At 53.5% G+C, this 22318-nt stretch carries 24 protein-coding genes; 11 read left to right on the plus strand and 13 right to left on the minus strand.

The genetic code is table 11. From position 1 onward, the window contains the following. Nucleotides 1-46: 46 nt before the first annotated feature. From yihS to yihU, 3 genes are read right to left on the minus strand one after another with little or no spacing between them, the layout of a single operon-like run. Entirely contained in the window at nucleotides 47-1288 is a 1242-nt protein-coding gene (gene yihS / locus ACLJZ5_RS19065) for a sulfoquinovose isomerase (protein WP_000870940.1), read from the minus strand. Nucleotides 1289-1303: 15 nt separating this feature from the next. Beyond that, nucleotides 1304-2182 carry a sulfofructosephosphate aldolase gene (gene yihT, locus ACLJZ5_RS19070; protein ID WP_001067412.1) on the minus strand — a complete coding sequence of 293 codons (879 nt, stop codon included), beginning with the start codon at nucleotides 2180-2182 and terminating at the stop codon, nucleotides 1304-1306. Between the two features lie 22 nt (nucleotides 2183-2204). Next, entirely contained in the window at nucleotides 2205-3101 is an 897-nt protein-coding gene (yihU, locus tag ACLJZ5_RS19075) for a sulfolactaldehyde 3-reductase (protein WP_024798130.1), read from the minus strand. A gap of 164 nt (nucleotides 3102-3265) precedes the next feature. Between yihU and ACLJZ5_RS19080 the strand changes: the two genes are divergently transcribed. The 6 genes from ACLJZ5_RS19080 to fabY all read left to right on the plus strand — a co-directional run bounded on the left by ACLJZ5_RS19080 (nucleotide 3266) and on the right by fabY (nucleotide 8075). Continuing rightward, nucleotides 3266-4162: a sugar kinase gene (locus ACLJZ5_RS19080; protein WP_024798558.1), complete on the plus strand. Its 897-nt coding sequence runs from the start codon at nucleotides 3266-3268 to the stop codon at nucleotides 4160-4162. 33 nt (nucleotides 4163-4195) lie between these two features. Beyond that, nucleotides 4196-4999 carry a DeoR/GlpR family DNA-binding transcription regulator gene (locus ACLJZ5_RS19085; RefSeq protein ID WP_000059693.1) on the plus strand — a complete coding sequence of 268 codons (804 nt, stop codon included), beginning with the start codon at nucleotides 4196-4198 and terminating at the stop codon, nucleotides 4997-4999. Between the two features lie 190 nt (nucleotides 5000-5189). Then, nucleotides 5190-5789: a glucose-1-phosphatase gene (gene yihX, locus ACLJZ5_RS19090; protein ID WP_000965695.1), complete on the plus strand. Its 600-nt coding sequence runs from the start codon at nucleotides 5190-5192 to the stop codon at nucleotides 5787-5789. After that, complete coding sequence (locus ACLJZ5_RS19095) at nucleotides 5783-6655, plus strand: virulence factor BrkB family protein (protein ID WP_000921423.1); 873 nt, start codon at nucleotides 5783-5785, stop codon at nucleotides 6653-6655. The genes yihX and ACLJZ5_RS19095 overlap by 7 nt, the downstream gene beginning before the upstream one ends. Further along, nucleotides 6652-7089, plus strand: coding sequence for a D-aminoacyl-tRNA deacylase (gene dtd, locus ACLJZ5_RS19100; protein ID WP_000560969.1), 438 nt, complete (start codon nucleotides 6652-6654; stop codon nucleotides 7087-7089). The genes ACLJZ5_RS19095 and dtd overlap by 4 nt, the downstream gene beginning before the upstream one ends. Nucleotides 7090-7133: 44 nt before the next feature. Then, nucleotides 7134-8075, plus strand: coding sequence for a fatty acid biosynthesis protein FabY (gene fabY / locus ACLJZ5_RS19105; RefSeq protein WP_001518251.1), 942 nt, complete (start codon nucleotides 7134-7136; stop codon nucleotides 8073-8075). 25 nt (nucleotides 8076-8100) lie between these two features. Here fabY and ACLJZ5_RS19110 read toward each other — a convergent pair whose 3' ends face one another. Continuing rightward, complete coding sequence (locus ACLJZ5_RS19110) at nucleotides 8101-9015, minus strand: alpha/beta hydrolase (RefSeq protein ID WP_001651165.1); 915 nt, start codon at nucleotides 9013-9015, stop codon at nucleotides 8101-8103. A gap of 217 nt (nucleotides 9016-9232) precedes the next feature. Here ACLJZ5_RS19110 and ACLJZ5_RS19115 point away from each other — a divergent pair, with 217 nt between their 5' ends. After that, nucleotides 9233-9544 (plus strand): cytotoxic translational repressor of toxin-antitoxin stability system, encoded by a 312-nt coding sequence (locus ACLJZ5_RS19115; RefSeq protein WP_001159630.1) that lies wholly within the window; start codon nucleotides 9233-9235, stop codon nucleotides 9542-9544. Next, nucleotides 9545-9835 (plus strand): helix-turn-helix domain-containing protein, encoded by a 291-nt coding sequence (locus ACLJZ5_RS19120; RefSeq protein WP_000362050.1) that lies wholly within the window; start codon nucleotides 9545-9547, stop codon nucleotides 9833-9835. It begins immediately after the preceding gene. Between the two features lie 46 nt (nucleotides 9836-9881). Here ACLJZ5_RS19120 and fdhE read toward each other — a convergent pair whose 3' ends face one another. From fdhE to fdnG, 4 genes are read right to left on the minus strand one after another with little or no spacing between them, the layout of a single operon-like run. Continuing rightward, nucleotides 9882-10811 carry a formate dehydrogenase accessory protein FdhE gene (gene fdhE, locus ACLJZ5_RS19125; protein ID WP_410959009.1) on the minus strand — a complete coding sequence of 310 codons (930 nt, stop codon included), beginning with the start codon at nucleotides 10809-10811 and terminating at the stop codon, nucleotides 9882-9884. Beyond that, nucleotides 10808-11443, minus strand: a complete 636-nt coding sequence (fdoI, locus tag ACLJZ5_RS19130; RefSeq protein WP_000829025.1) for a formate dehydrogenase cytochrome b556 subunit — start codon at nucleotides 11441-11443, stop codon at nucleotides 10808-10810. Before fdoI ends, fdhE begins: the two co-directional genes overlap by 4 nt. Then, nucleotides 11440-12342 carry a formate dehydrogenase subunit beta gene (fdxH, locus tag ACLJZ5_RS19135; protein ID WP_000331361.1) on the minus strand — a complete coding sequence of 301 codons (903 nt, stop codon included), beginning with the start codon at nucleotides 12340-12342 and terminating at the stop codon, nucleotides 11440-11442. Before fdxH ends, fdoI begins: the two co-directional genes overlap by 4 nt. A 12-nt stretch (nucleotides 12343-12354) precedes the next feature. Beyond that, nucleotides 12355-15405: a formate dehydrogenase-N subunit alpha gene (gene fdnG / locus ACLJZ5_RS19140; protein ID WP_077910732.1), complete on the minus strand. Its 3051-nt coding sequence runs from the start codon at nucleotides 15403-15405 to the stop codon at nucleotides 12355-12357. A 194-nt stretch (nucleotides 15406-15599) separates the two neighbouring features. Here fdnG and fdhD point away from each other — a divergent pair, with 194 nt between their 5' ends. Next, nucleotides 15600-16436: a formate dehydrogenase accessory sulfurtransferase FdhD gene (gene fdhD / locus ACLJZ5_RS19145; protein WP_024798221.1), complete on the plus strand. Its 837-nt coding sequence runs from the start codon at nucleotides 15600-15602 to the stop codon at nucleotides 16434-16436. 192 nt (nucleotides 16437-16628) lie between these two features. Beyond that, a complete protein-coding gene (locus tag ACLJZ5_RS19150) occupies nucleotides 16629-17729 on the plus strand; it encodes a YiiG family protein (RefSeq protein ID WP_000828043.1) in 1101 nt (366 codons plus the stop codon). Between the two features lie 355 nt (nucleotides 17730-18084). Here the strand turns inward: ACLJZ5_RS19150 and ACLJZ5_RS19155 are convergent, their stop codons facing one another. Together ACLJZ5_RS19155 and ACLJZ5_RS19160 are read right to left on the minus strand one after the other, a co-directional pair. Continuing rightward, nucleotides 18085-18408, minus strand: coding sequence for an AzlD domain-containing protein (locus ACLJZ5_RS19155; protein ID WP_000527677.1), 324 nt, complete (start codon nucleotides 18406-18408; stop codon nucleotides 18085-18087). Continuing rightward, nucleotides 18408-19067 carry an AzlC family ABC transporter permease gene (locus ACLJZ5_RS19160; protein ID WP_000683586.1) on the minus strand — a complete coding sequence of 220 codons (660 nt, stop codon included), beginning with the start codon at nucleotides 19065-19067 and terminating at the stop codon, nucleotides 18408-18410. Before ACLJZ5_RS19160 ends, ACLJZ5_RS19155 begins: the two co-directional genes overlap by 1 nt. Before the next feature lie 100 nt (nucleotides 19068-19167). On the opposite strand from ACLJZ5_RS19160, the gene ACLJZ5_RS19165 reads away from it, so the two are divergent. Continuing rightward, nucleotides 19168-19716 carry a helix-turn-helix domain-containing protein gene (locus ACLJZ5_RS19165; RefSeq protein ID WP_001517951.1) on the plus strand — a complete coding sequence of 183 codons (549 nt, stop codon included), beginning with the start codon at nucleotides 19168-19170 and terminating at the stop codon, nucleotides 19714-19716. An 88-nt stretch (nucleotides 19717-19804) separates the two neighbouring features. Here ACLJZ5_RS19165 and rhaM read toward each other — a convergent pair whose 3' ends face one another. The 3 genes from rhaM to rhaD form a co-directional block, all read right to left on the minus strand. Beyond that, entirely contained in the window at nucleotides 19805-20119 is a 315-nt protein-coding gene (gene rhaM / locus ACLJZ5_RS19170; RefSeq protein ID WP_000619478.1) for an L-rhamnose mutarotase, read from the minus strand. Beyond that, nucleotides 20116-21264 (minus strand): lactaldehyde reductase, encoded by a 1149-nt coding sequence (fucO, locus tag ACLJZ5_RS19175; RefSeq protein WP_024798631.1) that lies wholly within the window; start codon nucleotides 21262-21264, stop codon nucleotides 20116-20118. The genes rhaM and fucO overlap by 4 nt, the downstream gene beginning before the upstream one ends. A 126-nt stretch (nucleotides 21265-21390) precedes the next feature. Beyond that, nucleotides 21391-22218 carry a rhamnulose-1-phosphate aldolase gene (gene rhaD, locus ACLJZ5_RS19180; protein ID WP_024798219.1) on the minus strand — a complete coding sequence of 276 codons (828 nt, stop codon included), beginning with the start codon at nucleotides 22216-22218 and terminating at the stop codon, nucleotides 21391-21393. Between the last annotated feature and the right edge of the window lie 100 nt (nucleotides 22219-22318).

Raw genomic sequence — 22318 nt, forward strand, 5'->3', positions numbered from 1 at the left:
CATATGCAATGTTTATTTGCTGATATGCCGTCGTTACCAGGCTTATTTATTTCGCATTGATATCTAACAAACCTGCTGCTACGGCTGGTGCCAGCCCTGGAGCGAGCGGGATGCGTGGAATTACCAGACAGTGCAGAAGATGGTATATATCCTGCTTACCGTCCCAGACTTTAGTGGTCACCTTGTTGTCAGCATCCAATTCTTGCCACCAGGAACCATTTTCATAGTCCATCAGGTATTTAATGCAGTAATCCCACCATGTTTGATACCAGGTTTCGTATTGACGATCCCCTGTTACGGTATAGAGGGCATAGGCTGTCCCCATCGCTTCTACAATTGGCCAGCGTACACGTTCACGTACAACGGGTTTCCCTTCCCAATCAACGGTATACACAATGCCGTCTGCTCCATCCGGAGCCCAGGCATCACGTACCGTAGCGTGGAACAAACCTTTCGCGTCTTCCAGCAGCCATGCAGGGGGTTGTTCGCATCTGGCTTCCAGTGCTGCGTGGATATGCAGCATTAAACGACCCCATTCGATCCAATGACCTGGAGTACCGCCAAATGCACGGAAACGGTGTGCTGGATTTTCTTTGTTATAGTCGCGGATAGGATTCCACTGTGAATCGAAATGTTCATTAACACGGTAATGATTATTTCTGGCTACATCATGAATAATGACTGATGCGATTCTGATAGCGCGATCCAGCCATTTTTTGTCATGGGTAACGTCATAAACAATCAGGAACGCTTCGACGGCGTGCATATTGGCGTTACCGCCACGGTAATCTTCGGTTTTGCTAAAGGCTTCGTCCCAGGACTCCAGGCACATCTGCTCTTCTTCACTCCAGAAGTATTTCTCAATCACTTCTATGGTGTAATCCAGCAATTTCCTGGCTTCAGGATGCCCGGTCGTGACGGCGCTGGCCGCGCCCAGCAAGGCGAAGAAGTGTTGATAACCCTGTTTAGAGGCATCTACCACGCCCTGATCATTAACGCAGGCATACCAGCCGCCGTATTTTTTGTCGCGCAGTGCGCCGTTCATGGCTTTGATGCCATGATCGACCAGATCATAAGCGCCCGGTCGGCCCATCGACGCCGCCACGGAATAAACGTGCAGCATACGCGCCGTGATCCAAAGATGGGTGCCCATCTCTTCTTTAATTTGCCCTTTATTTCCCAGCCAGCCGAAGCCTGTCGGCACCACGGCGTTTTTACCGAAATTAAAGATGCGGTCGGTTTCCTGCTCCAGCCAGCGGTTGTGGCTCAATGTGTTAAACCATTTCATTCTTTCATCCTCGTATTAGCGGCGACAAGCCATCATTTCATCGACAATGTCACCTAAACGTTGCAATTTAGGCGCGGAAACATCACGTAGCATCAGCTCGGTATCCGGTAGACCAATCACTGATGACCAGACCGCGCGTCCCGCCAGGAACCCGGATGCGCCAGCTTCCATGGCGACCCTGACCGCGCGAGGGAACAGTTTTTCGTCCACACCGGAAGAGAGGATGACCCACGGCATATTGATATGCCCATTCAGGCGTTGTGAGGCGGTAAGAAGATCGGAACGCGCGCCTTTGCCGTAGAGCGGCATTTCAACTTTGTAAAGATCGGCGCCGCTGTCGCCCAGCTCTTTGGCCGCATCGATAATCGCCTGCTCGCGATCGAACTTATCGCCGCAGCGCGGCGGACGTACAACCGGTTCGATAATGCTCAGCAAACCATTGGAGTGACATAATTCATTGAATTCTTTGACCATATCCAGACGCTGCTGCGCGTCTTCGTCGCTGCGCCACAGCACCAACAGTTTTAAGGCTTTCGCGCCATCCCGTTTTACCGCCTGCGCATTAATTTTTTTATCAATGACCACGTTATCAACGGGAATACCGTTGCCCGGGATGAAATCATCCGCCGCGACGATCATGGCGCAGCTTTTAGCGACCGCGTTTTGTTCTACGGCCTGGCGATAACAGAACTGCTGATCCAGCAGAACAGCAGAGGCATACGGGGAAAGAATTTTCGCCGCATTCACTTTGAAATCCGTCAGCACGCTATCGGCAACGGGTGTTTTCGCACCAGCAGCAGCAAACATTAAACGCATCGCCTCGCGCTGATCGACAGCCAGCATGGCAAACCCGCCGGACGCTCGCGTAATGTCTTTGATGGTGTAGTTGTTCATTCAATTTTCCTTTATACAGTCGTTACTTTTTTACGTTGGCGGTCAGCCCGGCGCTGATGCGCACCTGTTCCAGGATGGCGCTCCAGTCTTCCCGACCGCGGCCTGCGGCCCGCGCCAGGTTATAAACTTCACGGGAGGCGGCGCCGAGCGGCATCGGTACGTGCAGTTGATTGGCGACATCCAACGCGATGCCAAGATCTTTGTGCGCCAGATCGATCATGAAGGCGGGAGACAGATCCCCTTTCATCACTTTATTCGGCCAGGTGGTGGTGAAATGCCCTTTGCCTGCGGCAGTGCCGCTCATCACTTTTAAAGCCACGTCGAAGGAAAGCCCCAGCGCTTCACACAGCACGGCGGCTTCGGCGGAGAGCGCATTTAGCGCAATACTCATGTAGTTGTTGATCAGTTTTACGCGAATACCCATTCCCGGGCCGCCGGTGTTGATCAGCTCATTACCCATCGCCATCAGAACAGGGGTAGCACGCTCTACTTGCTCCGCCGTACCGCCTGCCAGCAGCAACAATGTGCCGGTAATCGCGTTGTCTGATGTCCGGCCTACCGGCACATCCATCATGCTGAACCCTTTGCTCTGCATGTCGGCAATCAGCTTATCGGTTTGCAACGGATGAATAGTGGACATATCAATGACCAGCGCTTCACGGGAAAGGGTTTCACAAACGCCTTGCTCGCCAAACAAAACGGAACGAACCAGATCGCCGTTCGGGAGCATGGTGATAACAAATTCAGCGCCGATGGTTGCCTGAGCCGGGCTGCTTGCAGGTTGCGCGCCTTTGTCCACCAGACGCTGTACGGCGCCGGGATTAACATCGAAGACGCTGAGTTGATGGCCCTGCTTTAGCAGATTGCTCGCCATAGGGGAGCCCATCTGTCCCAACCCGATAAATGCTATAACTGCCATATCGTTCTCCTGAACACGGTGGTGTCATTTTTTGTCATTAATGAGCCTTTTTATGTCTGTTTGTGATCGTATTTGTAATTTATAGTCAAAAAATTGACAGCCGTCACTTTTTAAACATTTCGTGAAATTAAAATGAGCACATCGAAAATGCTTGAGGAATGACCATGGTTCGTATTGCTTGTGTAGGTATTACCGTGATGGATCGCATCTATTACGTGGAAGGATTACCGACAGAAGGGGGTAAATATGTGGCGAAGCGCTATACGGAAGTGGGCGGCGGGCCTGCGGCGACCGCTGCCGTGGCTGCGGCGAAATTGGGCGCGCAGGTGGACTTTATTGGCCGTGTGGGCGATGACGACACCGGAAACAGCCTGCTGGCGGAACTGGAATCCCTGGGGGTAAATACCCGTTATACCCGCCGCTACACGCAGGCCATGTCGTCGCAGTCAGCGATTATGGTGGATGCCAAAGGAGAGCGGATTATCGTTAATTATCCCAGCCCGGATTTATTACCTGACGCCGACTGGCTTAACGACATCGATTTTTCGCAGTGGGATGTGGTGTTGGCGGATGTGCGCTGGCATGACGGCGCAAAACAGGCGTTTACGCTGGCGCGTCAGGCTGGCGTCATGACTGTTCTTGATGGCGATATTACGCCGCAGGATATTAGCGAGCTGGTGGCGTTAAGCGACCACGCCGCCTTCTCCGAGCCAGGGCTGGCACGCCTGACGGGGATGAGCGAAGCCATTGATGCGCTAAAAAAAGCACAAATGCTCACAAATGGACATGTCTATGTCACGCGAGGCAGTGAAGGCTGCAACTGGTTGGAAAAAGCGGCGGTACGCCACCAACCGGGTTTTACCGTGGAGGTGGTGGATACTACCGGCGCGGGCGATGTTTTTCATGGCGCACTGGCATTTAGCCTGGCAAGCGGATACGCCATCGAAGAGGCTGTCAGATTCGCCAGCGGCGTTGCCGCGCTGAAGTGTACACGCCCGGGTGGCCGGGCGGGTATCCCTGATTGTGAGCAAACCCGATCTTTCTTGTCACTTTTTGTATAATATGAGCAGTAGGAAGCTTTTAGAGGAATGCTCATGAGTCTTACCGAACTGACCGGTAATCCGCGACACGATCGGCTGTTAATGCTAATTGATGAACGCGGCTATATGAATATCGATGAGTTAGCCAGTTTGTTGGAGGTCTCTACCCAGACGGTTCGCCGCGATATTCGTAAATTAAGCGAGCAGGGGCTGATTACGCGTCATCACGGCGGCGCCGGCAGAGCGTCCAGTGTGGTCAATACCGCCTTTGAGCAGCGAGAGGTCTCCTGGACGCAAGAGAAAAAAGCCATTGCGGAAGCCGTGGCTGACTATATTCCGGATGGCTCCACGATATTTATCACGATTGGAACGACGGTTGAGCAGGTGGCGCGCGCGCTGCTCAACCATAATCATCTGCGCATTATCACCAATAGCCTGCGCGTCGCGCACATTCTTTATAATAACCCTCGTTTTGAAGTGATGGTGCCTGGCGGCACGCTGCGCCCGCATAATAGCGGCATTATCGGGCCATCCGCGGCGGCGTTTGTGGCGGGGTTCCGGGCTGACTATCTCGTCACCAGCGTAGGCGCGATAGAGAGCGATGGCGCGTTACTGGAGTTTGATGTCAACGAAGCCAGCGTAGTGAAAACCATGATGGCCCACTCGCGACATATTCTGCTGGCCGCCGATCATACGAAATACCATGCTTCTGCGGCGGTTGAGATCGGCAATGTGTCACAGATTACCGCTCTGTTTACGGACGAGTATCCCGGTCCGGCATTACAGAATTTACTTCAATCCCAGCAAATCGAAGTGGTTCAGGTGAGTCCTTCGCTGGACGACGCCGTTTCAGCGTGACAAGCGCCCTTGCGCCGGAGGGTCGCGTCAGCGCTTTATCCGGCCAGTAAAACGGCGCTGTGATGCAGGCGATATTGGGCATCGTCTGCGTTTCTATTGTCTTTTTGTTAATTGATTTATAAAGGGATACATAGTCAAACTTCTCCTTTCCCGCTACAGTTATTCATCCCCGGTTAGCAAGGAGAATGACATGCTCTACATCTTTGATTTAGGTAATGTGATTGTCGACATCGACTTTAACCGCGTATTAGGTGTGTGGAGCGATCTGAGTCGAGTACCGCTGGCTTCGCTGAAGCAAAAATTTACGATGGGCGAGACTTTTCACCAACATGAACGCGGTGAGATAACGGACGAAGCGTTTGCTGAAGCTTTCTGTCATGAAATGGCGTTATCGCTCAGTTATGAACAATTTGCGCACGGCTGGCAGGCGGTATTTGTCGGATTACGGCCCGAAGTGATTGCTATCATGCATAAACTGCGCGAGCAGGGGCATCGCGTGGTGGTGCTATCCAATACTAACCGACTGCATACCCACTTCTGGCCGGAGGAATACCCGGAGGTGCGCGCTGCCGCCGACCATATCTATTTATCGCAGGATTTGGGAATGCGTAAGCCGGAAGCGCGTATTTATCAGCACGTCCTGCAGAAAGAAGGTTTTTCCGCTGCCGATGCGGTCTTTTTCGACGACAATGCCGATAATATAGAAGGGGCCAACCAGTTGGGGATCACCAGCATTCTGGTGAAGGATAAAGCCACCATCCCTGACTATTTCGCGAAGCTGTTATGCTAAAAACCGTTCACCAAAAAGCTGGACGCCATACGCGCCCTGTTCGGGCCTGGCTCAAGCTATTATGGCAGCGTATCGATGAGGATAATATGACGACTCTGGCGGGAAACCTCGCCTATGTCTCATTACTCTCCTTAGTACCGCTTATTGCCGTCGTTTTTGCCCTTTTCGCTGCTTTTCCGATGTTTTCTGATGTCAGCATTCAGTTACGCCATTTTATTTTTGCTAACTTTATGCCAGCCACCGGAGACGTGATTCAGCGCTATATTGAGCAGTTTGTCGCTAACTCCAACAAAATGACGGCGGTGGGCGCCTGTGGACTGATTGTGACGGCATTGCTGTTGATGTACGCCATTGATAGCGCCTTAAACACTATCTGGCGCAGCAAACGCACACGGCCAAAAGTGTACTCTTTTGCGGTGTACTGGATGATCCTCACGCTCGGCCCGCTTCTCGCCGGTGCCAGCCTGGCGATCAGCTCCTACCTGCTTTCTTTACGCTGGGCCAGCGATCTGAATACGGTCATCGACAATGTATTGCGCATCCTTCCGCTGCTGCTTTCGTGGATCTCATTCTGGTTACTTTACAGTATTGTCCCAACAACTCGCGTACCGAACCGTGACGCCCTTGTCGGCGCGTTTGTCGCAGCGTTGCTGTTCGAGGCCGGAAAGAAAGGCTTCGCGCTTTATATCACCATGTTCCCGTCATATCAGCTCATTTATGGCGTACTGGCAGTGATCCCTATCCTGTTTGTCTGGGTATACTGGACCTGGTGTATAGTCTTGCTTGGCGCAGAAATAACTGTCACTCTCGGGGAATACCGAAAACTCAAACAAGCCGCAGAACAAGAAGAAGCTGACCAACCATGATTGCATTAATTCAACGCGTAACCCGTGCCAGCGTCACCGTGGAGGACGAGGTGACGGGTGAAATCGGCCCAGGACTTTTGGTGTTATTGGGTGTCGAAAAAGAAGATGACGAACAAAAAGCGAATCGTCTGTGCGAGCGCGTGCTGGGATACCGTATCTTCAGCGATGCTGACGGCAAGATGAATCTGAATGTACAACAGGCTGGCGGCAGCGTGCTGGTGGTGTCGCAGTTTACGCTGGCGGCAGATACCGAACGCGGTATGCGGCCAAGCTTTTCCGGCGGGGCTGCGCCGGATCGCGCGCAGGCGCTTTATGAATATTTTGTCGAACGCTGCCGCCAGCAGGCGATAAACACGCAAACCGGACGCTTCGCTGCCGATATGCAGGTTGAGCTGGTTAATGACGGTCCCGTGACATTCTGGCTCCAGGTATGAGCCAGCTTCCGGCGTGGCCGCGGATAACAAGAGAGAGTACGGCTATGTATCACCTTCGAGTTCCGCAAACAGAAGAAGAATTAGAACGTTACTACCAGTTTCGCTGGGAGATGCTGCGTAAACCGCTGCACCAGCCGAAAGGGTCGGAACGGGATGGCTGGGATGCGTTGGCGCACCATCAAATGGTGGTGGACGAAGAAGGAAATTTAGTTGCAGTGGGCCGCCTGTATATCAATGCAGATAACGAGGCGTCTATTCGTTTTATGGCTGTACATCCCTCGGTGCAGGATAAAGGGCTGGGGACATTAATGGCGATGACCCTGGAGTCTGTTGCCCGCCAGGAAGGCGTTAAGCGCGTCACCTGCAGCGCGCGCGAAGATGCGGTTGAGTTCTTTGCCAAACTCGGATTTGTCAATCAGGGGGAGATTACTACGCCCACAACCACGCCAATCCGCCATTTTCTAATGATTAAACCGGTAGCATCGCTGGATGATATCCTGCATCGCGGCGACTGGTGCGGGCAGCTTCAGCAGGCCTGGTATGAGCACATTCCATTGAGTGAAAAGATGGGGGTGCGCATTCAGCAGTACACTGGGCAAAAATTTATCACCACGATGCCGGAAACCGGTAATCAAAATCCGCATCACACGGTGTTTGCCGGCAGCCTGTTCTCCCTGGCGACGCTGACCGGATGGGGACTTATCTGGCTGATGCTCCGTGAACGCCATCTTGGCGGGACGATTATTCTTGCTGACGCCCATATTCGCTACAGTAAACCGATTAGCGGAAAGCCAAACGCCGTGGCTGATTTGGGGTCGCTAAGCGGTGATTTGGACAGGCTGGCGCGGGGTAAAAAAGCGCGTGTCCAGTTGCAGGTTGAACTGTTGGGCGGCGAGACCGCCGGAGCAATTTTCGAAGGCATTTATATCGTACTACCTGCGAAACCGTTCGGCCCGTATGAAGAGGGCGGGAATGAGGAGGAGTAGTGTGAGCCCGCACTCCTGATGCTATTTATTCACGAGTGGCCGCGCGCCAGGCCACGTCGCGTATTGCGTCCCGCGCCGTCTTGCTCACGCCGCCCAATTGGAAAAAACCGTGGATAACGCCGAGATAGCGCTGGCAAGTACACGCCACGCCCTGGTCGTTCAGACGGTGATATAGCGCTTCGCCTTCATCACGCAGTGGGTCGAACTCTGCGGTGAGGATATGCACCGGCGGTAAACCGGCAAAATCTTCACGCCATATCGGACTGGCTTCCGGGTGGCGGAGGTCGGTATCCTGGAGATACATTTCGAAACCCGATAACAGCGTATCGCGGGTGATGATGTAGTCTTGCCCGTTGCTGGCATAGCTGGGGAAACTGGCAGTAGCGTCAAGCATCGGGTAGATCAACAGCAGCTTCGCCGGAGACCAGTGGGCGGTGGATTTCAGGCGTAGCGCGCTGACCAATGCCAGGTGCCCGCCTGCGCTGTCGCCAGCAAGCGTGATACGTTCACGATCGATGCCTAACTGCTCCGCGTATTGATGGACGATATTGGCCCCGCGTTCAGCGTCGTCATGAGCCGCAGGGAAGGTGTGCTCTGGCGCAAGGCGATACTGAATGGCAATCACCTTACAGCCGCTTTTCCAGGCCAGTTGCCGTAGCTGGGGGTCATGAGTCAGAAAGCCGCCGCTAACAAAACAGCCGCCGTGATAGTAGAGGATACAGGGTAGAGAACCGGATGCGTTTGGCGGCGAAACGACGCGAAATGTCATCCCTTCCAGCACGATATCTTCCGAACTCACCCGAATTTCTTTCTCACCCGCCAGCGTCGTGCTGGCAATATAGCCCGCTCTCCGGTCATCAATATTCTGCTCTCGTGAAGAGGGGCGGCCCGCGGCGATAAACCCAGCGACCAGTTCGGCAATTCCTTTTTCCAGTGGCATATAACGCTCCTTTGACTGTATGTATGTACAGTTTATAACCTGGTTCGTTGGGGATGGAAAGTGGTGAAACGAGGGGATGATGATTCTGGATAGAGGTTCGCAAAAAATGGAATGCGGTTGGCGCTGGGTTTTTAATTTTTGTACTGTGAAATGATGATGCTATACGCCATTGACGTATAGATTATTTTCACTACTATAAGCCAATGGCGTATGGAATATGCAATTTATAGAAACGGAACTCTTTACTGAAGATGTTAAAAAACTGCTCGATGATGATGAATACCATAAGCTTCAGGTTTTTATGGCTCAGCATCCAGATTGTGGTGATGTCATTCAGGAAACGGGCGGCCTGAGAAAAATGCGCTGGGGAGCGCGAGGCAAAGGAAAGCGTAGTGGCGTGCGAATTATCTATTTTCACCGTAGTCAACGGTATGAGATTCGCTTGCTTCTGATTTATCAAAAAGGCATTAAAGATGATCTCACGCCGCAGGAAAAAGCGGTGCTTCGTATGCTGAATGAGAGGTGGTAGATGGATAAAGTGTTATTTGAGCGATTAACTCAAAGTATGTCTCAAATGAATGAAATCATTGAAGGGACCCGTGAGCCTTCTCGTACCTTTCATATTGATGCAATGAAGATTAAAGAAATACGGCAGGCATCTGGGTTGTCGCAATCTAAGTTTGCAGAACTGATTTCGGTCAACGTGGATACGCTGCGCAACTGGGAGCAAGGAAGACGTTCACCGACAGGGCCAGCCAAAGCGTTACTTCGCGCCATTGCCAACGACCCGAGAAACGTTATACAAGCATTGCGTTATTGAGCAATGATCCGGCTAACGTAGATTGCTAGCCGGTATACCAGAGAACTTATTCCCCTTCCCCCGGGAACAGGAACGGGTTGATGGAACTGCGGGCGAAGCCCTCCTGTTCCATGCGCGCGTCCAGCACCAGCGAGGCGAGGTCGTCGGCCATGGCTTCCACTTTCGGGTCTTTTTCCTGATACAGAATCTTCAGGTAAGTCCCGCAATCGCCGCAGCTTTCGGCTTTCACCGCAGCCTGCTCATTTTCCAGCGACCAGTAGTGTAAGTCGCGGCTCTGTTCGCAGTTACTGCATTTTACGCGCACGACGTGCCATTCGGTTTCGCACAGGTTACAGTGCAGATAACGCAGCCCCTGCGTGGTGCCGATTTGCACCATGCTGGAGACCGGCATCGAACCGCACACCGGGCAATACTGGCGCGCTTCACCGTATTCCGCGCGGGCTTTGCCTGGAATCAAGCTGGCCATTTGCGCCCAGTAAAGGGAGAGCGCGGCCCAGATAAACGGGGCTTTATCGCTGCTGACGGAGGCAAAATCCGAGGCAAACAGCGCGCTGGCCATCTGCTCCAGCTCCTGCTCTGAGGCTTTCTCCAGGTTCTCAATCACCGCCAGCGCGGGGCCGCTCATCTCGGGTTTTAGCTCGGCAATTAACGAATGCAGCAGTTTTTGCCAGTGCTTATCACGCGGCAGCACGTGGATATCCAGCGGCGGCTTGCCCTGGTCGTTCGCTTCTTTAATACGTGCGGTCAGATCCATCTCCAGCGGATGGTCGTACAGCACCACTTCCTGCGCGTGCGCGATAAGCGCGGCAAAGCGCAGGTAATCGCCCAGCGGGTTATTTTCAGCCAGCTCGCGCAGACGTTCGGCGCGGCGGTTGTAGACGTTTTTGAGTCGGGGGAACAATAACGGCGGAATCATATCCGCCGTACGTTTCTCGCTCGACCCCAGCTCATCTTGCGGGATTATGCGAATACTCATTCAGTTTCTTTTTCCGTTGTCTTGCGGACTTCTCGGTACCAGCGTGGGTGATGTTTCTTCGCCCACGACCGGGTTACCCAGCCTTCCACCATCGCGGTAATGGTGCCTTTCACCCAAAGGGCGGCGTAGATATGCACCATGATAACCACAATTAACGCTACTGCGGCAAAAGAATGCAACATTAACGCGAATCGGATCACCGGGATTGAGAAAGCAGGCGCAAAGTACGGACGCCAGATAATTACCCCGCTTACCAGCAGCAGCACCAGGAAGATAATCGCCGCCCAGAATACGCATTTCTGACCGAAGTTATAACGCCCGGTGTCACCCACTTCCTCGTTGACGACGATCTTACGAATATTCTTCGCCCAAAAGATATCATCCCGATTGATTAGATTGTGGTGCCAATAACGGAAAAACATGATGATGAACGAGGCAAACATAACCACGCCCACAAACGGGTGCAGAATTCGCGCCAGTTGTGGGGTGCCCAGGATATGCATCAACCAGTTGAAGGATGGGAATAAAAAGCCCAGCCCGCTCACCGCCGCCAGCACGAAGCAGAAGGCGACGATCCAGTGGTTGATGCGTTCCGGCGCCGTATAGCGCACGATGGTGTCACGTCGTTTCATTTGCGCACCTCGTCTTTCTCTTCATGCAGGTTGTCATCTTCCTCTTCCGCACGGTTCGGGCCGACGCCGACATAGTGGAAGACGCTGGCGGCAAAGGTCGCGGCAAAACCGAACGCGGCGAGCGGTTTCCAGACGCCTTTCCAGAACTTAACGGTTTCGCTGATTTCCGGGTTCTCCGGCAGACCGTGATACAGATTCGGCTTGTCGGCATGATGCAGCACGTACATGACATGCGTACCGCCTACGCCCGCCGGATCGTACAGACCCGCGTTGTCATAACCACGGGTTTTTAGTTCCGCCACCCGCTCGCCCGCCAGCGTTTTCATATCCTCTTTCGAGCCAAAATGAATGGCGCCGGTTGGACAGGTCTTCACGCAGGCCGGTTCTTGCCCCACGGTCACGCGGTCGACGCACAGCGTACATTTATAGACGCGGTTGTCTTCCGGGTTGAGGCGCGGCACGTTGAACGGGCAGCCAGCGATACAGTAGCCGCAGCCGATACACTGCTCGGACTGGAAGTCGACAATACCGTTAGCGTACTGAATGATCGCCCCTTCCGCCGGACAGGCCTTCAGGCAGCCGGGATCGGCGCAGTGCATACAGCCATCCTTACGGATCAGCCACTCCAGTTTGTCGTTCTGTTCCACTTCCGAGAAGCGCATCACCGTCCAGGATTTCGCGGTTAAGTCCGCCGGGTTGTCATACACCCCGACGTTATTGCCCACTTCATCACGGATGTCGTTCCACTCGGAGCACGCCACCTGACACGCTTTACAGCCGATACAGGTGGTGACGTCGATGAGTTTCGCCACCTCTTCCTGGTGGTCCCGCGCCTGGGGCGCGGGGGTGAAACCGTTAGTGGCGGAACGACGAATGATGTCTTGCGATTGATAAGCCATAGGTCGTCTCCGTTACACCTTTTCCACGTTCACAAGGAAGGATTTAAACTCCGGCGTTTGCGTGTTCGCATCACCGACGAAAGGCGTTAACGTATTGGCGATAAAGCCTTTTTTCGCCACGCCTTCGTAGCCCCAGTGAATAGGAATACCGATGGTATCGATATCCTTGCCGTCCGCTTTCAGCGTGCGAATACGCTTGGTCACCACCGCTTTGGCTTTGATATAGCCGCGGTTTGAGGAGACCTTCACGGTATCGCCATGCGCGATGCCGAGCTTATTCGCCAGCTTCTCGCCAATTTCCACAAACTGTTCCGGCTGGGCGATAGCGTTAAGCAACGCGTGCTTGGTCCAGTAGTGAAAGTGCTCGGTCAGACGGTAAGTGGTTCCGACATACGGGAACTTATCCGCTTTACCCAGCGCGTCGGCATCGTCTTTAAAGATACGGGCGGCAGGGTTAGAGATAACGTTCGGGTGCAGCGGGTTAGTGCCCAGCGGCGTTTCAAACGGTTCGTAGTGTTCCGGGAACGGCCCTTCCGCCATCTTATCGATGGCAAACAGGCGACCCATCCCTTCCGGCTGCATGATAAACGGTCCGACGTCGCTGCCTGGCGCGGCGGCGCTGTAGTCCGGAATATCCCATCCGGCCCATTTTCCGCCTTCCCATTTCAGTAGCTGACGTTTCGGGTCCCAGGGGTTACCCTGCGGATCGGCGGAAGCGCGGTTATACAGAATACGGCGGTTAAGCGGCCATGCCCATGCCCAGCCCAGCGTGTTGCCGAGACCAGACGGGTCGGCGTTATCACGACGCGCCATCATGTTGCCTTCCGGCGTCCAGCTACCGGCGAAAATCCAGCAGCCGCTGGACGTCGTACCGTCATCACGCAGTTGCGCGAACGAACTGAGCTGTTGACCTTTCTTCACCACCACCGCACCGGTTGCCGGGTCGATAAGATCGGCCAGCGCTTTACCGTTACTTTCCATCGCCACTTCTTCAGAGGCGGGTTCGTATGGTTTGGTGTAGTTCCAGGTCATATTCAACACCTGTTCCGGGTTGGCGCCGCCCTGTTCAGAGTACATCTTACGCAGGCGTAAGAAGATACCGGCGAGGATTTCGCCGTCGGTCATGGCAATTCCCGGGGCGTCCGCGCCCTTCCAGTGCCACTGTAACCAGCGACCGGAGTTAACGATGGAACCATTTTCCTCGGCAAAACAGGTGGAAGGCAGACGGAACACTTCGGTCTGGATTTTCGCGGGATCAACGTCGTTCGACTCACCGTGGTTTTGCCAGAAGGTGGACGTTTCGGTGTTGAGCGGATCGATAGTCACCAGGTACTTCAGTTTGGAAAGCGACGCGACCACTTTGTTTTTGTTCGGGAATGAGGCCACCGGGTTAAAGCCCTGGCAGATATAGCCGTTGACCTTGCCCTGTTTCATCATCTCGAAGTACTGCAACACGTCGTAGCCTTTGTCCCACTTCGGTAGCCAGTCGAAGCCCCAGCTGTTTTCCGCTGTCGCTTTATCACCAAAGAAGGCCTTCATCATTGAGACGAAGAATTTCGGATAGTTACCCCAGTAGTTGACCTGATCCTTCAACAATGGCTTCGGCGTATTGGCAGCCAGATAGGTTTGCAAATCGGTCTGTTTTTCGCTCGGCAGCGTCAGGTAGCCCGGCAGACTTTGCGACAGCAGTCCTAAGTCGGTCAGTCCCTGAATATTGGAGTGACCGCGCAGGGCGTTAACGCCGCCGCCCGCCATCCCCATGTTACCGAGCAGAAGCTGGATCATCGCCATAGTACGGATGTTCTGCGCGCCGATGGAATGCTGCGTCCAGCCCAGCGCGTACAGGAACGACGCGGTTTTATCTTTTGCGCTGGTTTCTGCAATGTACTCGCACACTTTCAGGAAGTCCGCTTTCGGCGTACCGCAGATATTTTCTACCACGTCCGGCGTATAGCGTGAGACATGCTGTTTCAACAGATTCCAGACACAGTGCGGGTGTTGCAGTGTCGTATCGCGTTTGGCAAAACCGTTTTCGTCCAGCTCATAGTGCCAACTGGTTTTATCGTACTGCCGCTTATCTGCGTCGTAGCCGGTGAACAGACCATCATCGAAGCCAAAATCTTCACGCACGATCAGGCTGGCATTGGTATAGGCCTCGGTGTATTCACGGTTGTATTTTTCGTTGGTCAGCAGATACAGCATCACGCCTGACAAGAAGGCAATGTCAGTACCAGAGCGTATTGGCGCATAGAAATCGGCCACCGACGCGGTACGCGTAAAGCGCGGATCGATCACAATCAGCTTCGCGCCGTTGTGAATTTTGGCTTCCATCGCCCAGCGGAACCCGACCGGGTGAGCTTCTGCGGCGTTACCGCCCATCACCACGACGAGGTTGGCGTTCTTGATGTCGACCCAGTGGTTGGTCATCGCACCGCGACCAAATGTTGGAGCAAGACTTGCTACCGTTGGTCCGTGTCAGACACGCGCCTGGTTGTCGACCGCGAGCATACCCAGCGCGCGGGAGAATTTTTGCGTTAAATAACCCGTCTCGTTACTGGATGCGGAAGCGCACAGCATCCCGGTGGTGAGCCAGCGGTTAACGGTAACGCCTTCGGCGTTCTGCGCCTGATAGTTGGCGTCGCGATCTTCCTTCATCAGTTTAGCGATGCGGTCAAAGGCTTCTTCCCAACTGATCTGTTGCCACTTATCTGAACCCGGCGCGCGGTATTGCGGGAATTTCAGGCGGCTTTCAGAGTGGATAAAGTCCACCAGACCGGCCCCTTTCGGGCACAGCGCGCCACGGCTTACCGGATGATCCGGGTCCCCTTCGATATGGAAAATAGATGCTTTGGCGTTTTTCGCACCGTCGCCGAGGCTGTACATTAACAGCCCGCAGCCAACGGAACAGTAGGTGCAGGTGTTACGGGTTTCGCGGGTGCGCAGCAGTTTATATTGCCGTGTTTCCGCTAGCGCTACGCCGGGCGCGAAGCCCAGTGCCGCCGCCGTGGTGCCTGCCATACCGCCAGCGCAGATCTTAAAGAACTGCCTTCTGCTGACCTGCATGGTTTGCTCCTTGTTTCGACATTGTCACTTCTCTTTCACATTTCTCTATCCGAAACGCTCAGGGAGTGGTTGTTATTTTTCTTTGCGGACGGGCCCGCAAAGGTTCAGAATTGGATAAATTTTCCTCCATCCGGGAGGAGTTGTAACAGAATACCATAATGTTGGTGTGTGTGTTCTTATATGGTTAAAAGAAAGTGAACAATATACTGTCTGAAGAAGTCCTAAATGTGACTGATTTCACAACCTCACGCCAGTTGGCTCTCTGGAAACGCGAGGATTTGCAGTCCCCCCAACTTGATGATGTTGCCGAGGAAGTGCCTGTGGCACTGGTGTATAACGGTATTTCGCATGTCGTTATGATGGCCTCTCCAAAAGATCTGACGCATTTTGCAATGGGGTTTTCTCTGTCGGAAGGGATCATTGACAGCCCGCGTGAAATCTATGGCATGGACGTTGTACCGTCCTGTAACGGACTTGAAGTGCAGATTGATCTTTCCAGCCGTCGATTTATGGGGCTGAAAGCGCGTCGTCGCGCGCTGGCCGGACGCACCGGTTGCGGCGTGTGTGGCGTGGAACAGCTCAATGACATCGGTAAGCCGGTGCAACCCCTGCCGTTTAGCCAAACGTTTAATCTCGGTAACCTTGATCGCGCGTTAAAACATCTGAATGATTTTCAACCGACGGGTAAGCTGACGGGTTGTACGCACGCTGCGGCGTGGGTCATGCCGTCGGGTGAACTGGCGGGGGGCCATGAAGATGTCGGACGCCACGTTGCGCTGGATAAACTGCTCGGCCGCCGCGCTACGGAAGGTGAGGAATGGCGGCAAGGCGCGGTGCTGGTTTCCAGTCGCGCAAGTTACGAAATGGTGCAGAAGTCGGCGATGTGCGGTGTAGAAATTTTGTTTGCGGTTTCTGCTGCCACCACGCTCGCGGTTGACGTCGCTGAACGGTGTAATCTTACGCTGGTGGGGTTCTGTAAGCCGGGTCGGGCGACGATTTATACCCATCCGCAGCGGTTAATCGCAGACTAAAATAGTACCCTCTACATTTGCGTAAAATATATATTATTAATTTAATATATATTTTATGTAGAATGATGGTGTATGAAATATATATTTTCTGGATTTTACAGCCTCTCTTAATAACGGAATGACGTATAGTGGCGAGGCCATATTTTCGTTAAAATAAGAGAACCCTAACGTAAATATACAGAAGGCAATTAAATGAAAAGGAATTTATTATCCTCAGCGATAATCATTGCGCTAATGACCCTGGGCGCAACAGGATGTGATGACAATAATGTTAAAACCGAGGCGACGCCGGCCGCCAGCAGTCAGCCTGCGACGCCAGCGCCTTCTCAGACGCCGGAAACGCAATCTGGCGAAAGTCCAGCGCAGCCCCCAGCAGCGAAGCCAGAAACGGCAACTCAGCCCCCGGCGGCGAAGCCAGAAACGCCAGCTCAGCCGGAGGTTGACGCTGAAGAAGTTTATAGTGAAAAAATGGATGTCTATATCGATTGTTTTAATAAACTTCAATTGCCCGTTCAGCACAGTCTGGCGCGTTACGCGGATTGGGTGAAAGACTTTAAAAAAGGTCCGACAGGGAAAGAGAGCCTGGTTTATGGCATTTATGGTATTACGGAGTCTTACATAACGAATTGCCAGAAAGAGATGAAACAGGTGGCCGCCTTAACGCCATTACTTGAGCCTATTGATGGCGTTGCCGTTAGCTATATTGATAGCGCCGCCGCGCTGGGTAATACCATTAACGAAATGGAAAAATATTATACCCAGGAAAACTATAAAGATGATGCCTTTGCTAAAGGTAAGGCGCTGCATCAGACATTACTGAAGAATATCGAGGATTTTAAACCCGTCTCGGAAAAATATCATGAGGCTATTCAGGAGATAAATGACAGGCGGCAATTGACACAGTTGAAGAGAATAGAAGAAGCGGAAGGTAAAACATTTAACTATTATTCTCTGGCTGTCATGATCTCGGCAAAGCAGATCAACAAGGTTATTTCTGCCGATACCTTTGATGCCGAAGCGATGATGAAAAAAGTCGCGGAACTGGAAACAATGATTGCGCAATTGAAAGAAGTGAATACTGATGGCCGTAATTCTTCTTTCATCAGCTCTGCGGCTGATTATCAGCTACAAGCTAAAAAATATATTCGTCGCATCAGAGACAATGTTGAGTATTCTGATTTTGAAAAGAAACGGGTGCAGGACCCTGCAACAGGATGGATGGTTGCGGATTCTTATCCGGCGTCGTTGAGAAGTTATAACGAGATGGTGGATGATTATAACCGCCTGCGTTGAGTGATGGCGCATTAACTGCGTGCAGGCTGGCGCAAGCGCCTATAAAATTACGCTATAACGCCAATAAAAAGCGCCGATCAGGCGCTTTTTTCGTTTATGTATTCTTCATCAGGCAATATCCGTAAAAATAGCTGACGTAAACATTAACTAAAGAGAGCTATTAGAAAAACCAGTAATCTGAAGCTATCATAAGATGTTGACGTCACGCTGGAAGGTACTGGTAGTGTAATTGAGGATCGGCATTTATATGGAAAGCATTTATCCCGCCTGATGCGAAAATTCTGAGCCACTTCAGCATAGGGCGGCCCAGCCTTCATCACTTATAGGGTGTCACGTCCAACTGTTCTGTAAGACGTTAATTAATACCCGCCATTCGTAATAACGCGGTCACTACCGCAGCGGCGATAATCACCACAATAAGCGGCATTTTACGCCAGGCTAAAAATACGGCGAAGCCAACCCCAAGAACGCGCGCCATTCCGGCAAAATGTTCGCCTTCGTAAAAGGTGGTCGCCAGCGCGACGGAGAATAGCAGCACCGTTGCCGCATCCGAGAGCAGCGCCTGTGAACGCTCAGACAGCGCCAGACGGCTGCCAAGTTTCGCGCCGCCGAGGCGCATCAAATAGGTTCCCGCAGACAAAAGAGCAATACCGATAATAAATAGCGTCATATTGCCCATTATTTTTTCCTCGCCAGTAGGCCAAGCAGCGAAAGCAACACCGGCAATCCGGCAGCCACAAAGGGAACGGCGGCAAGCGACAGCGCGGCGCCGCTGCAACCACGAATCAATGTGGTGCGGTTTTTAAACGCCGGGATCACCAGCGCCAGTAAGATTGCCGGAAATACGGCATCCAGACCGATGGTTTCTGGGGCAGGGAGCAGTTTGCCGACACCTGCGCCAATCAGTGTGCCAATCGGCCAGAATAGGGCGACGCCAAGACCGCATAGCCAGTAGGCGGCTTTACGTTGTTCGGGTGTTTTTTGCGACAGGCCGAACACCACGCTCTCATCATTCATAATATGGCAGCCGAAAAAGCTGGCGGCGCGGGTGCCAACCAAATCGCGCACCGTTACGCCAAACGGCACGTGGCGCGCATTCACCAGCAGTCCTGCCGCCGCCGCCGCTAACGGATTGCCGCCGCTGGCAACAATGCCGATAAACATAAATTCGGACGCGCCCGCCAGCACAAAAATAGAGAGGACAAACGGCACCCACAGAGGGAAACCGTAGGCCATCGCCAGTGAGCCATAGGACATGCCGACGACGCCCACGGCCAGGCACACTAAAAATATCGCTTTTATCGTGTCTCCCTTGAGACAGGAAAAATAGTGTTTCATCTTCTTTAGTCATATCGAACGAATTTTCATTATAATGAACGGAACAGATTTGCTTTACAAGACGAACATTTCGTTCGTTATAGTGAACGTTGGATGCTTTATGACACAACCTATTAGCGTCATTGCCAGAAGTCTGGTACGCGAACGCCAGCGAACCGGACTGTCGCTGGCGGAGATTGCGCGGCGCGCAGGCATCGCTAAATCTACGCTTTCACAACTGGAAGCAGGGAACGGCAACCCCAGTCTGGAGACGTTATGGTCGCTATGCGTCGCGCTCGACATTCCCTTTGCCAGGCTGCTGGAGCCGCAGGTACAAAAAACGCAGGTGATTCGCCGCGGAGAGGGCACCAAAGTCGTGGCGGAGCAGGCGCATTATCAGGCGATATTACTGGCGGCGTGTCCGCCCGGCGCGCGGCGTGATATCTATCTGCTGTTGACGCAGCCGGGGGCCGACCGGATCTCTCACCCGCATCCGCCGGGGTCGGTGGAACATATTATTGTTACGCAGGGAAAAGCCCTCGTCGGCTTAACCGAGGCGCCGGAAGAGCTGGCGGAGGGCGATTACATTTGTTATCCCGGCGACCAGGCGCATATCTTTAAAGCGCTGGAACCGGATACTCAGGCTATCCTGGTAGCGGAGCAGAATTGAAATTGCCGGATGGCGGCGTAACCGCCTTATCCGGCCGACAAAAAATAAAACCGTAGGCCCGGTAAGCTTGCGCCACCGGGCACACGACTTACTGCAGATAGAACACCTCTTTTAGCTCTGCGCTGACCGGGCTGTTATCCGGATTCGCGGGCATAACGTCACGCATATGTTTCCACCAACGCTGGCAAACGTCGGTGCTGGCAACGGCATTCCAGCGCTCCTCGGATTCAATCTCAACGGTGGCGAACAGCAGATTGCGCTCCTGATCGAGATAAATCGCGTAGTGATGCGCGCCGTGAGATTTTAATACGGCTTCCAGCTCCGGCCAGATTGGGTTATGACGACGCTGATACTCCTCGTGCGCGTCGGCATTTACCTGCATCACAAAGGCTTTGCGGATCATAACGCCTCCAGGTACAGCTCGCGAACTTCATCGCGGCTGGCGGTGCGCGGGTTACACGGCGCGCACGGGTCGGCGAGGGCTTTATCCAGCCAGCCTTCGATATCTTCTTTTGTGACGCCCAGCTTGCTGAAACCTTCTGGAATGCCGACGCGTTTGCTCAGCGTACGGATAGCGTTAATCGCTTCCTGACTTGCGGCTTCGTCAGACATACCGCGCGTCTCCACGCCCATCGCCTGTGCGATGCGGGCAAAACGCGCGACGGCGTTCGGACGGTTAAAGTTCTCGACAATTGGCAGCAGGATAGCGTTGCAGACGCCGTGCGGCAGATTGTGGGTTGCGCCTGGCTGGTGCGCCAGTGCGTGAACCAGCCCCAAACCAGCGCTGTTGAACGCCATACCCGCCAGGTACTGGCCGAATGCCATTTGCTCACGGGCTTCGAGGTTATGGCCATCGTCAACCGCTTTCGGTAGCCACAAATTGATTAAGCGAATCGCTTCCAGCGCGTTAGCGTCGGTGAGCGGATGCGCGCCAACGGAGACATAGGCTTCCACCGCATGGGTCAGGGCATCCATGCCGGTTGCGGCGGTCACAGACGCCGGGATTTCCAGCATGACGCTGGCGTCATCCACGGCAATATCCGGGATGATATTCGGGTCGATGATCACCTCTTTGACCTTACGGGCAGAGTCGATAATCACCGCGTTGCTGGTCATCTCGGCCGCGGTACCTGCCGTAGTGTTAATCGCTACCAGCGGTACGCCGGCGTTTTTCACTTTGCCGACGCCGGAGTAGGCGGTAGATGGACCTGGGTTGGCGGTCAGAATTTTCACCGCTTTAGCGGTATCGATCGGGCTGCCGCCGCCGAAGGCGATAATGTAGTCACATTCTGCGCTCTGATACGCCGCAAAACCTTTCTGCACCAGCTTTTCTGTCGGGTTTGGGAACACCTCATCAAACAGGTGGTAAGACATTTGATGTTCATCCAGTGCGCTAAACAGGCTATCCAGCAGGCCCAGCTTTACCAGTTGACCATCGGTAACGATCAGCGCTTTGCCCCATTGCTTATTCGCCACAAGGTTCACCATATCGGCAATCGCTCCAGCGCCATGCAGGCTAATTTTTGGCAGTGCCAACATAAAGCTCATCACTATTCTCCTTAAAAAAATTCCCTGTTGCCCGATGGCGCTACGCTTATCGGGCCTACGGTAAAATGCGCACCGGCCTGTAGGCCGGATAAGGCAAAGCCGCATCCGGCGTTGAGTTGGGAGGTATCAGTACAGCTCTACGGCGCTGGCCAGCGGTGTCACGCCAAAACGTTTGCCGAGTGCGACCAGTTCTTCGCGCGTGATGGTCTGCTTCATACCGCCCATCGAATAGATTTTGACTAATACCTCAGCGGATTTCTCTGCGGTATCTATCAAACCGAAGGTTTCATCCAGCGTAGGTCCGCTTCCGAACACGCCGTGGAACGGCCACAGCACCAGCGAATGTTTCTGCATTTCTTGCGCGGTGGCCTGGCCGATTTCATCGGTGCCTGGCACCATCCACGGCAGAATGCCGACACCGTCCGGGAATACCACTAGGCATTCGGTGCTGCCTTCCCACAGTTTGCGGGTGATCAGCGCAGTGTTGTTTTCCAGTACGTAGGTGAGGGCGATCAGGTTAGTCGCATGGCAATGCATAATGACGCGGTCTTTGCCGTGGGTGGCTTTGATGCGTTCGCAGTGGGAGAGGAAATGCGCCGGGAGTTCAGAGGTGGGGACCGCGTCGTGGGTTAAGCCCCACAGAATGTGGTAGCCTGCGCCGTCGCTGTCGATTTTGACCACGCCTAAATTAGCTGCCGGATCGAGCTGCACGTTGCGGAAGAATTTGCCGGAACCGGTAACGATAAACGGCGTATTCGCCAGCAGCGGCATGGGTTGACTTAGCGCGATATAGCGTGGTTTTTCGTGGAAATTAGCCGCAAAAGGCGCGATGTCTGCTTCATCCAGACGCAGCGTCAGGTTACCGCCATTACGTTCGTCCCACCCTTTCAGCCACGCATCAGACGTGGCTTTAATCATGCCCTGGACAAACCAGGAATCGGTAATATTTTGCATGTTCGTGTTCCCATTTATTGCCCGAAGGTTATTCGGGTCTTACGTAGACCGGATAAGCGCAGCGCCATCCGGCAATCGTGTTTCATTTATTGCCGGATGG

This window comes from Salmonella sp. 5800, assembly GCF_046558195.1.
Taxonomy (GTDB): Bacteria; Pseudomonadota; Gammaproteobacteria; order Enterobacterales; family Enterobacteriaceae; genus Salmonella; species Salmonella enterica.

What these genes read in the sequence shown, in the direction of transcription:
- yihS (WP_000870940.1), bottom strand. Translation starts at nt 1,288, where the DNA reads ATGAAATGGTTTAACACATTGAGCCACAACCGCTGGCTGGAGCAGGAA.
- yihT (WP_001067412.1), bottom strand. Translation starts at nt 2,182, where the DNA reads ATGAACAACTACACCATCAAAGACATTACGCGAGCGTCCGGCGGGTTT.
- yihU (WP_024798130.1), bottom strand. Translation starts at nt 3,101, where the DNA reads ATGGCAGTTATAGCATTTATCGGGTTGGGACAGATGGGCTCCCCTATG.
- ACLJZ5_RS19080 (WP_024798558.1), top strand. Translation starts at nt 3,266, where the DNA reads ATGGTTCGTATTGCTTGTGTAGGTATTACCGTGATGGATCGCATCTAT.
- ACLJZ5_RS19085 (WP_000059693.1), top strand. Translation starts at nt 4,196, where the DNA reads ATGAGTCTTACCGAACTGACCGGTAATCCGCGACACGATCGGCTGTTA.
- yihX (WP_000965695.1), top strand. Translation starts at nt 5,190, where the DNA reads ATGCTCTACATCTTTGATTTAGGTAATGTGATTGTCGACATCGACTTT.
- ACLJZ5_RS19095 (WP_000921423.1), top strand. Translation starts at nt 5,783, where the DNA reads ATGCTAAAAACCGTTCACCAAAAAGCTGGACGCCATACGCGCCCTGTT.
- dtd (WP_000560969.1), top strand. Translation starts at nt 6,652, where the DNA reads ATGATTGCATTAATTCAACGCGTAACCCGTGCCAGCGTCACCGTGGAG.
- fabY (WP_001518251.1), top strand. Translation starts at nt 7,134, where the DNA reads ATGTATCACCTTCGAGTTCCGCAAACAGAAGAAGAATTAGAACGTTAC.
- ACLJZ5_RS19110 (WP_001651165.1), bottom strand. Translation starts at nt 9,015, where the DNA reads ATGCCACTGGAAAAAGGAATTGCCGAACTGGTCGCTGGGTTTATCGCC.
- ACLJZ5_RS19115 (WP_001159630.1), top strand. Translation starts at nt 9,233, where the DNA reads ATGCAATTTATAGAAACGGAACTCTTTACTGAAGATGTTAAAAAACTG.
- ACLJZ5_RS19120 (WP_000362050.1), top strand. Translation starts at nt 9,545, where the DNA reads ATGGATAAAGTGTTATTTGAGCGATTAACTCAAAGTATGTCTCAAATG.
- fdhE (WP_410959009.1), bottom strand. Translation starts at nt 10,811, where the DNA reads ATGAGTATTCGCATAATCCCGCAAGATGAGCTGGGGTCGAGCGAGAAA.
- fdoI (WP_000829025.1), bottom strand. Translation starts at nt 11,443, where the DNA reads ATGAAACGACGTGACACCATCGTGCGCTATACGGCGCCGGAACGCATC.
- fdxH (WP_000331361.1), bottom strand. Translation starts at nt 12,342, where the DNA reads ATGGCTTATCAATCGCAAGACATCATTCGTCGTTCCGCCACTAACGGT.
- ACLJZ5_RS19150 (WP_000828043.1), top strand. Translation starts at nt 16,629, where the DNA reads ATGAAAAGGAATTTATTATCCTCAGCGATAATCATTGCGCTAATGACC.
- ACLJZ5_RS19155 (WP_000527677.1), bottom strand. Translation starts at nt 18,408, where the DNA reads ATGGGCAATATGACGCTATTTATTATCGGTATTGCTCTTTTGTCTGCG.
- ACLJZ5_RS19160 (WP_000683586.1), bottom strand. Translation starts at nt 19,067, where the DNA reads ATGAAACACTATTTTTCCTGTCTCAAGGGAGACACGATAAAAGCGATA.
- ACLJZ5_RS19165 (WP_001517951.1), top strand. Translation starts at nt 19,168, where the DNA reads ATGACACAACCTATTAGCGTCATTGCCAGAAGTCTGGTACGCGAACGC.
- rhaM (WP_000619478.1), bottom strand. Translation starts at nt 20,119, where the DNA reads ATGATCCGCAAAGCCTTTGTGATGCAGGTAAATGCCGACGCGCACGAG.
- fucO (WP_024798631.1), bottom strand. Translation starts at nt 21,264, where the DNA reads ATGAGCTTTATGTTGGCACTGCCAAAAATTAGCCTGCATGGCGCTGGA.
- rhaD (WP_024798219.1), bottom strand. Translation starts at nt 22,218, where the DNA reads ATGCAAAATATTACCGATTCCTGGTTTGTCCAGGGCATGATTAAAGCC.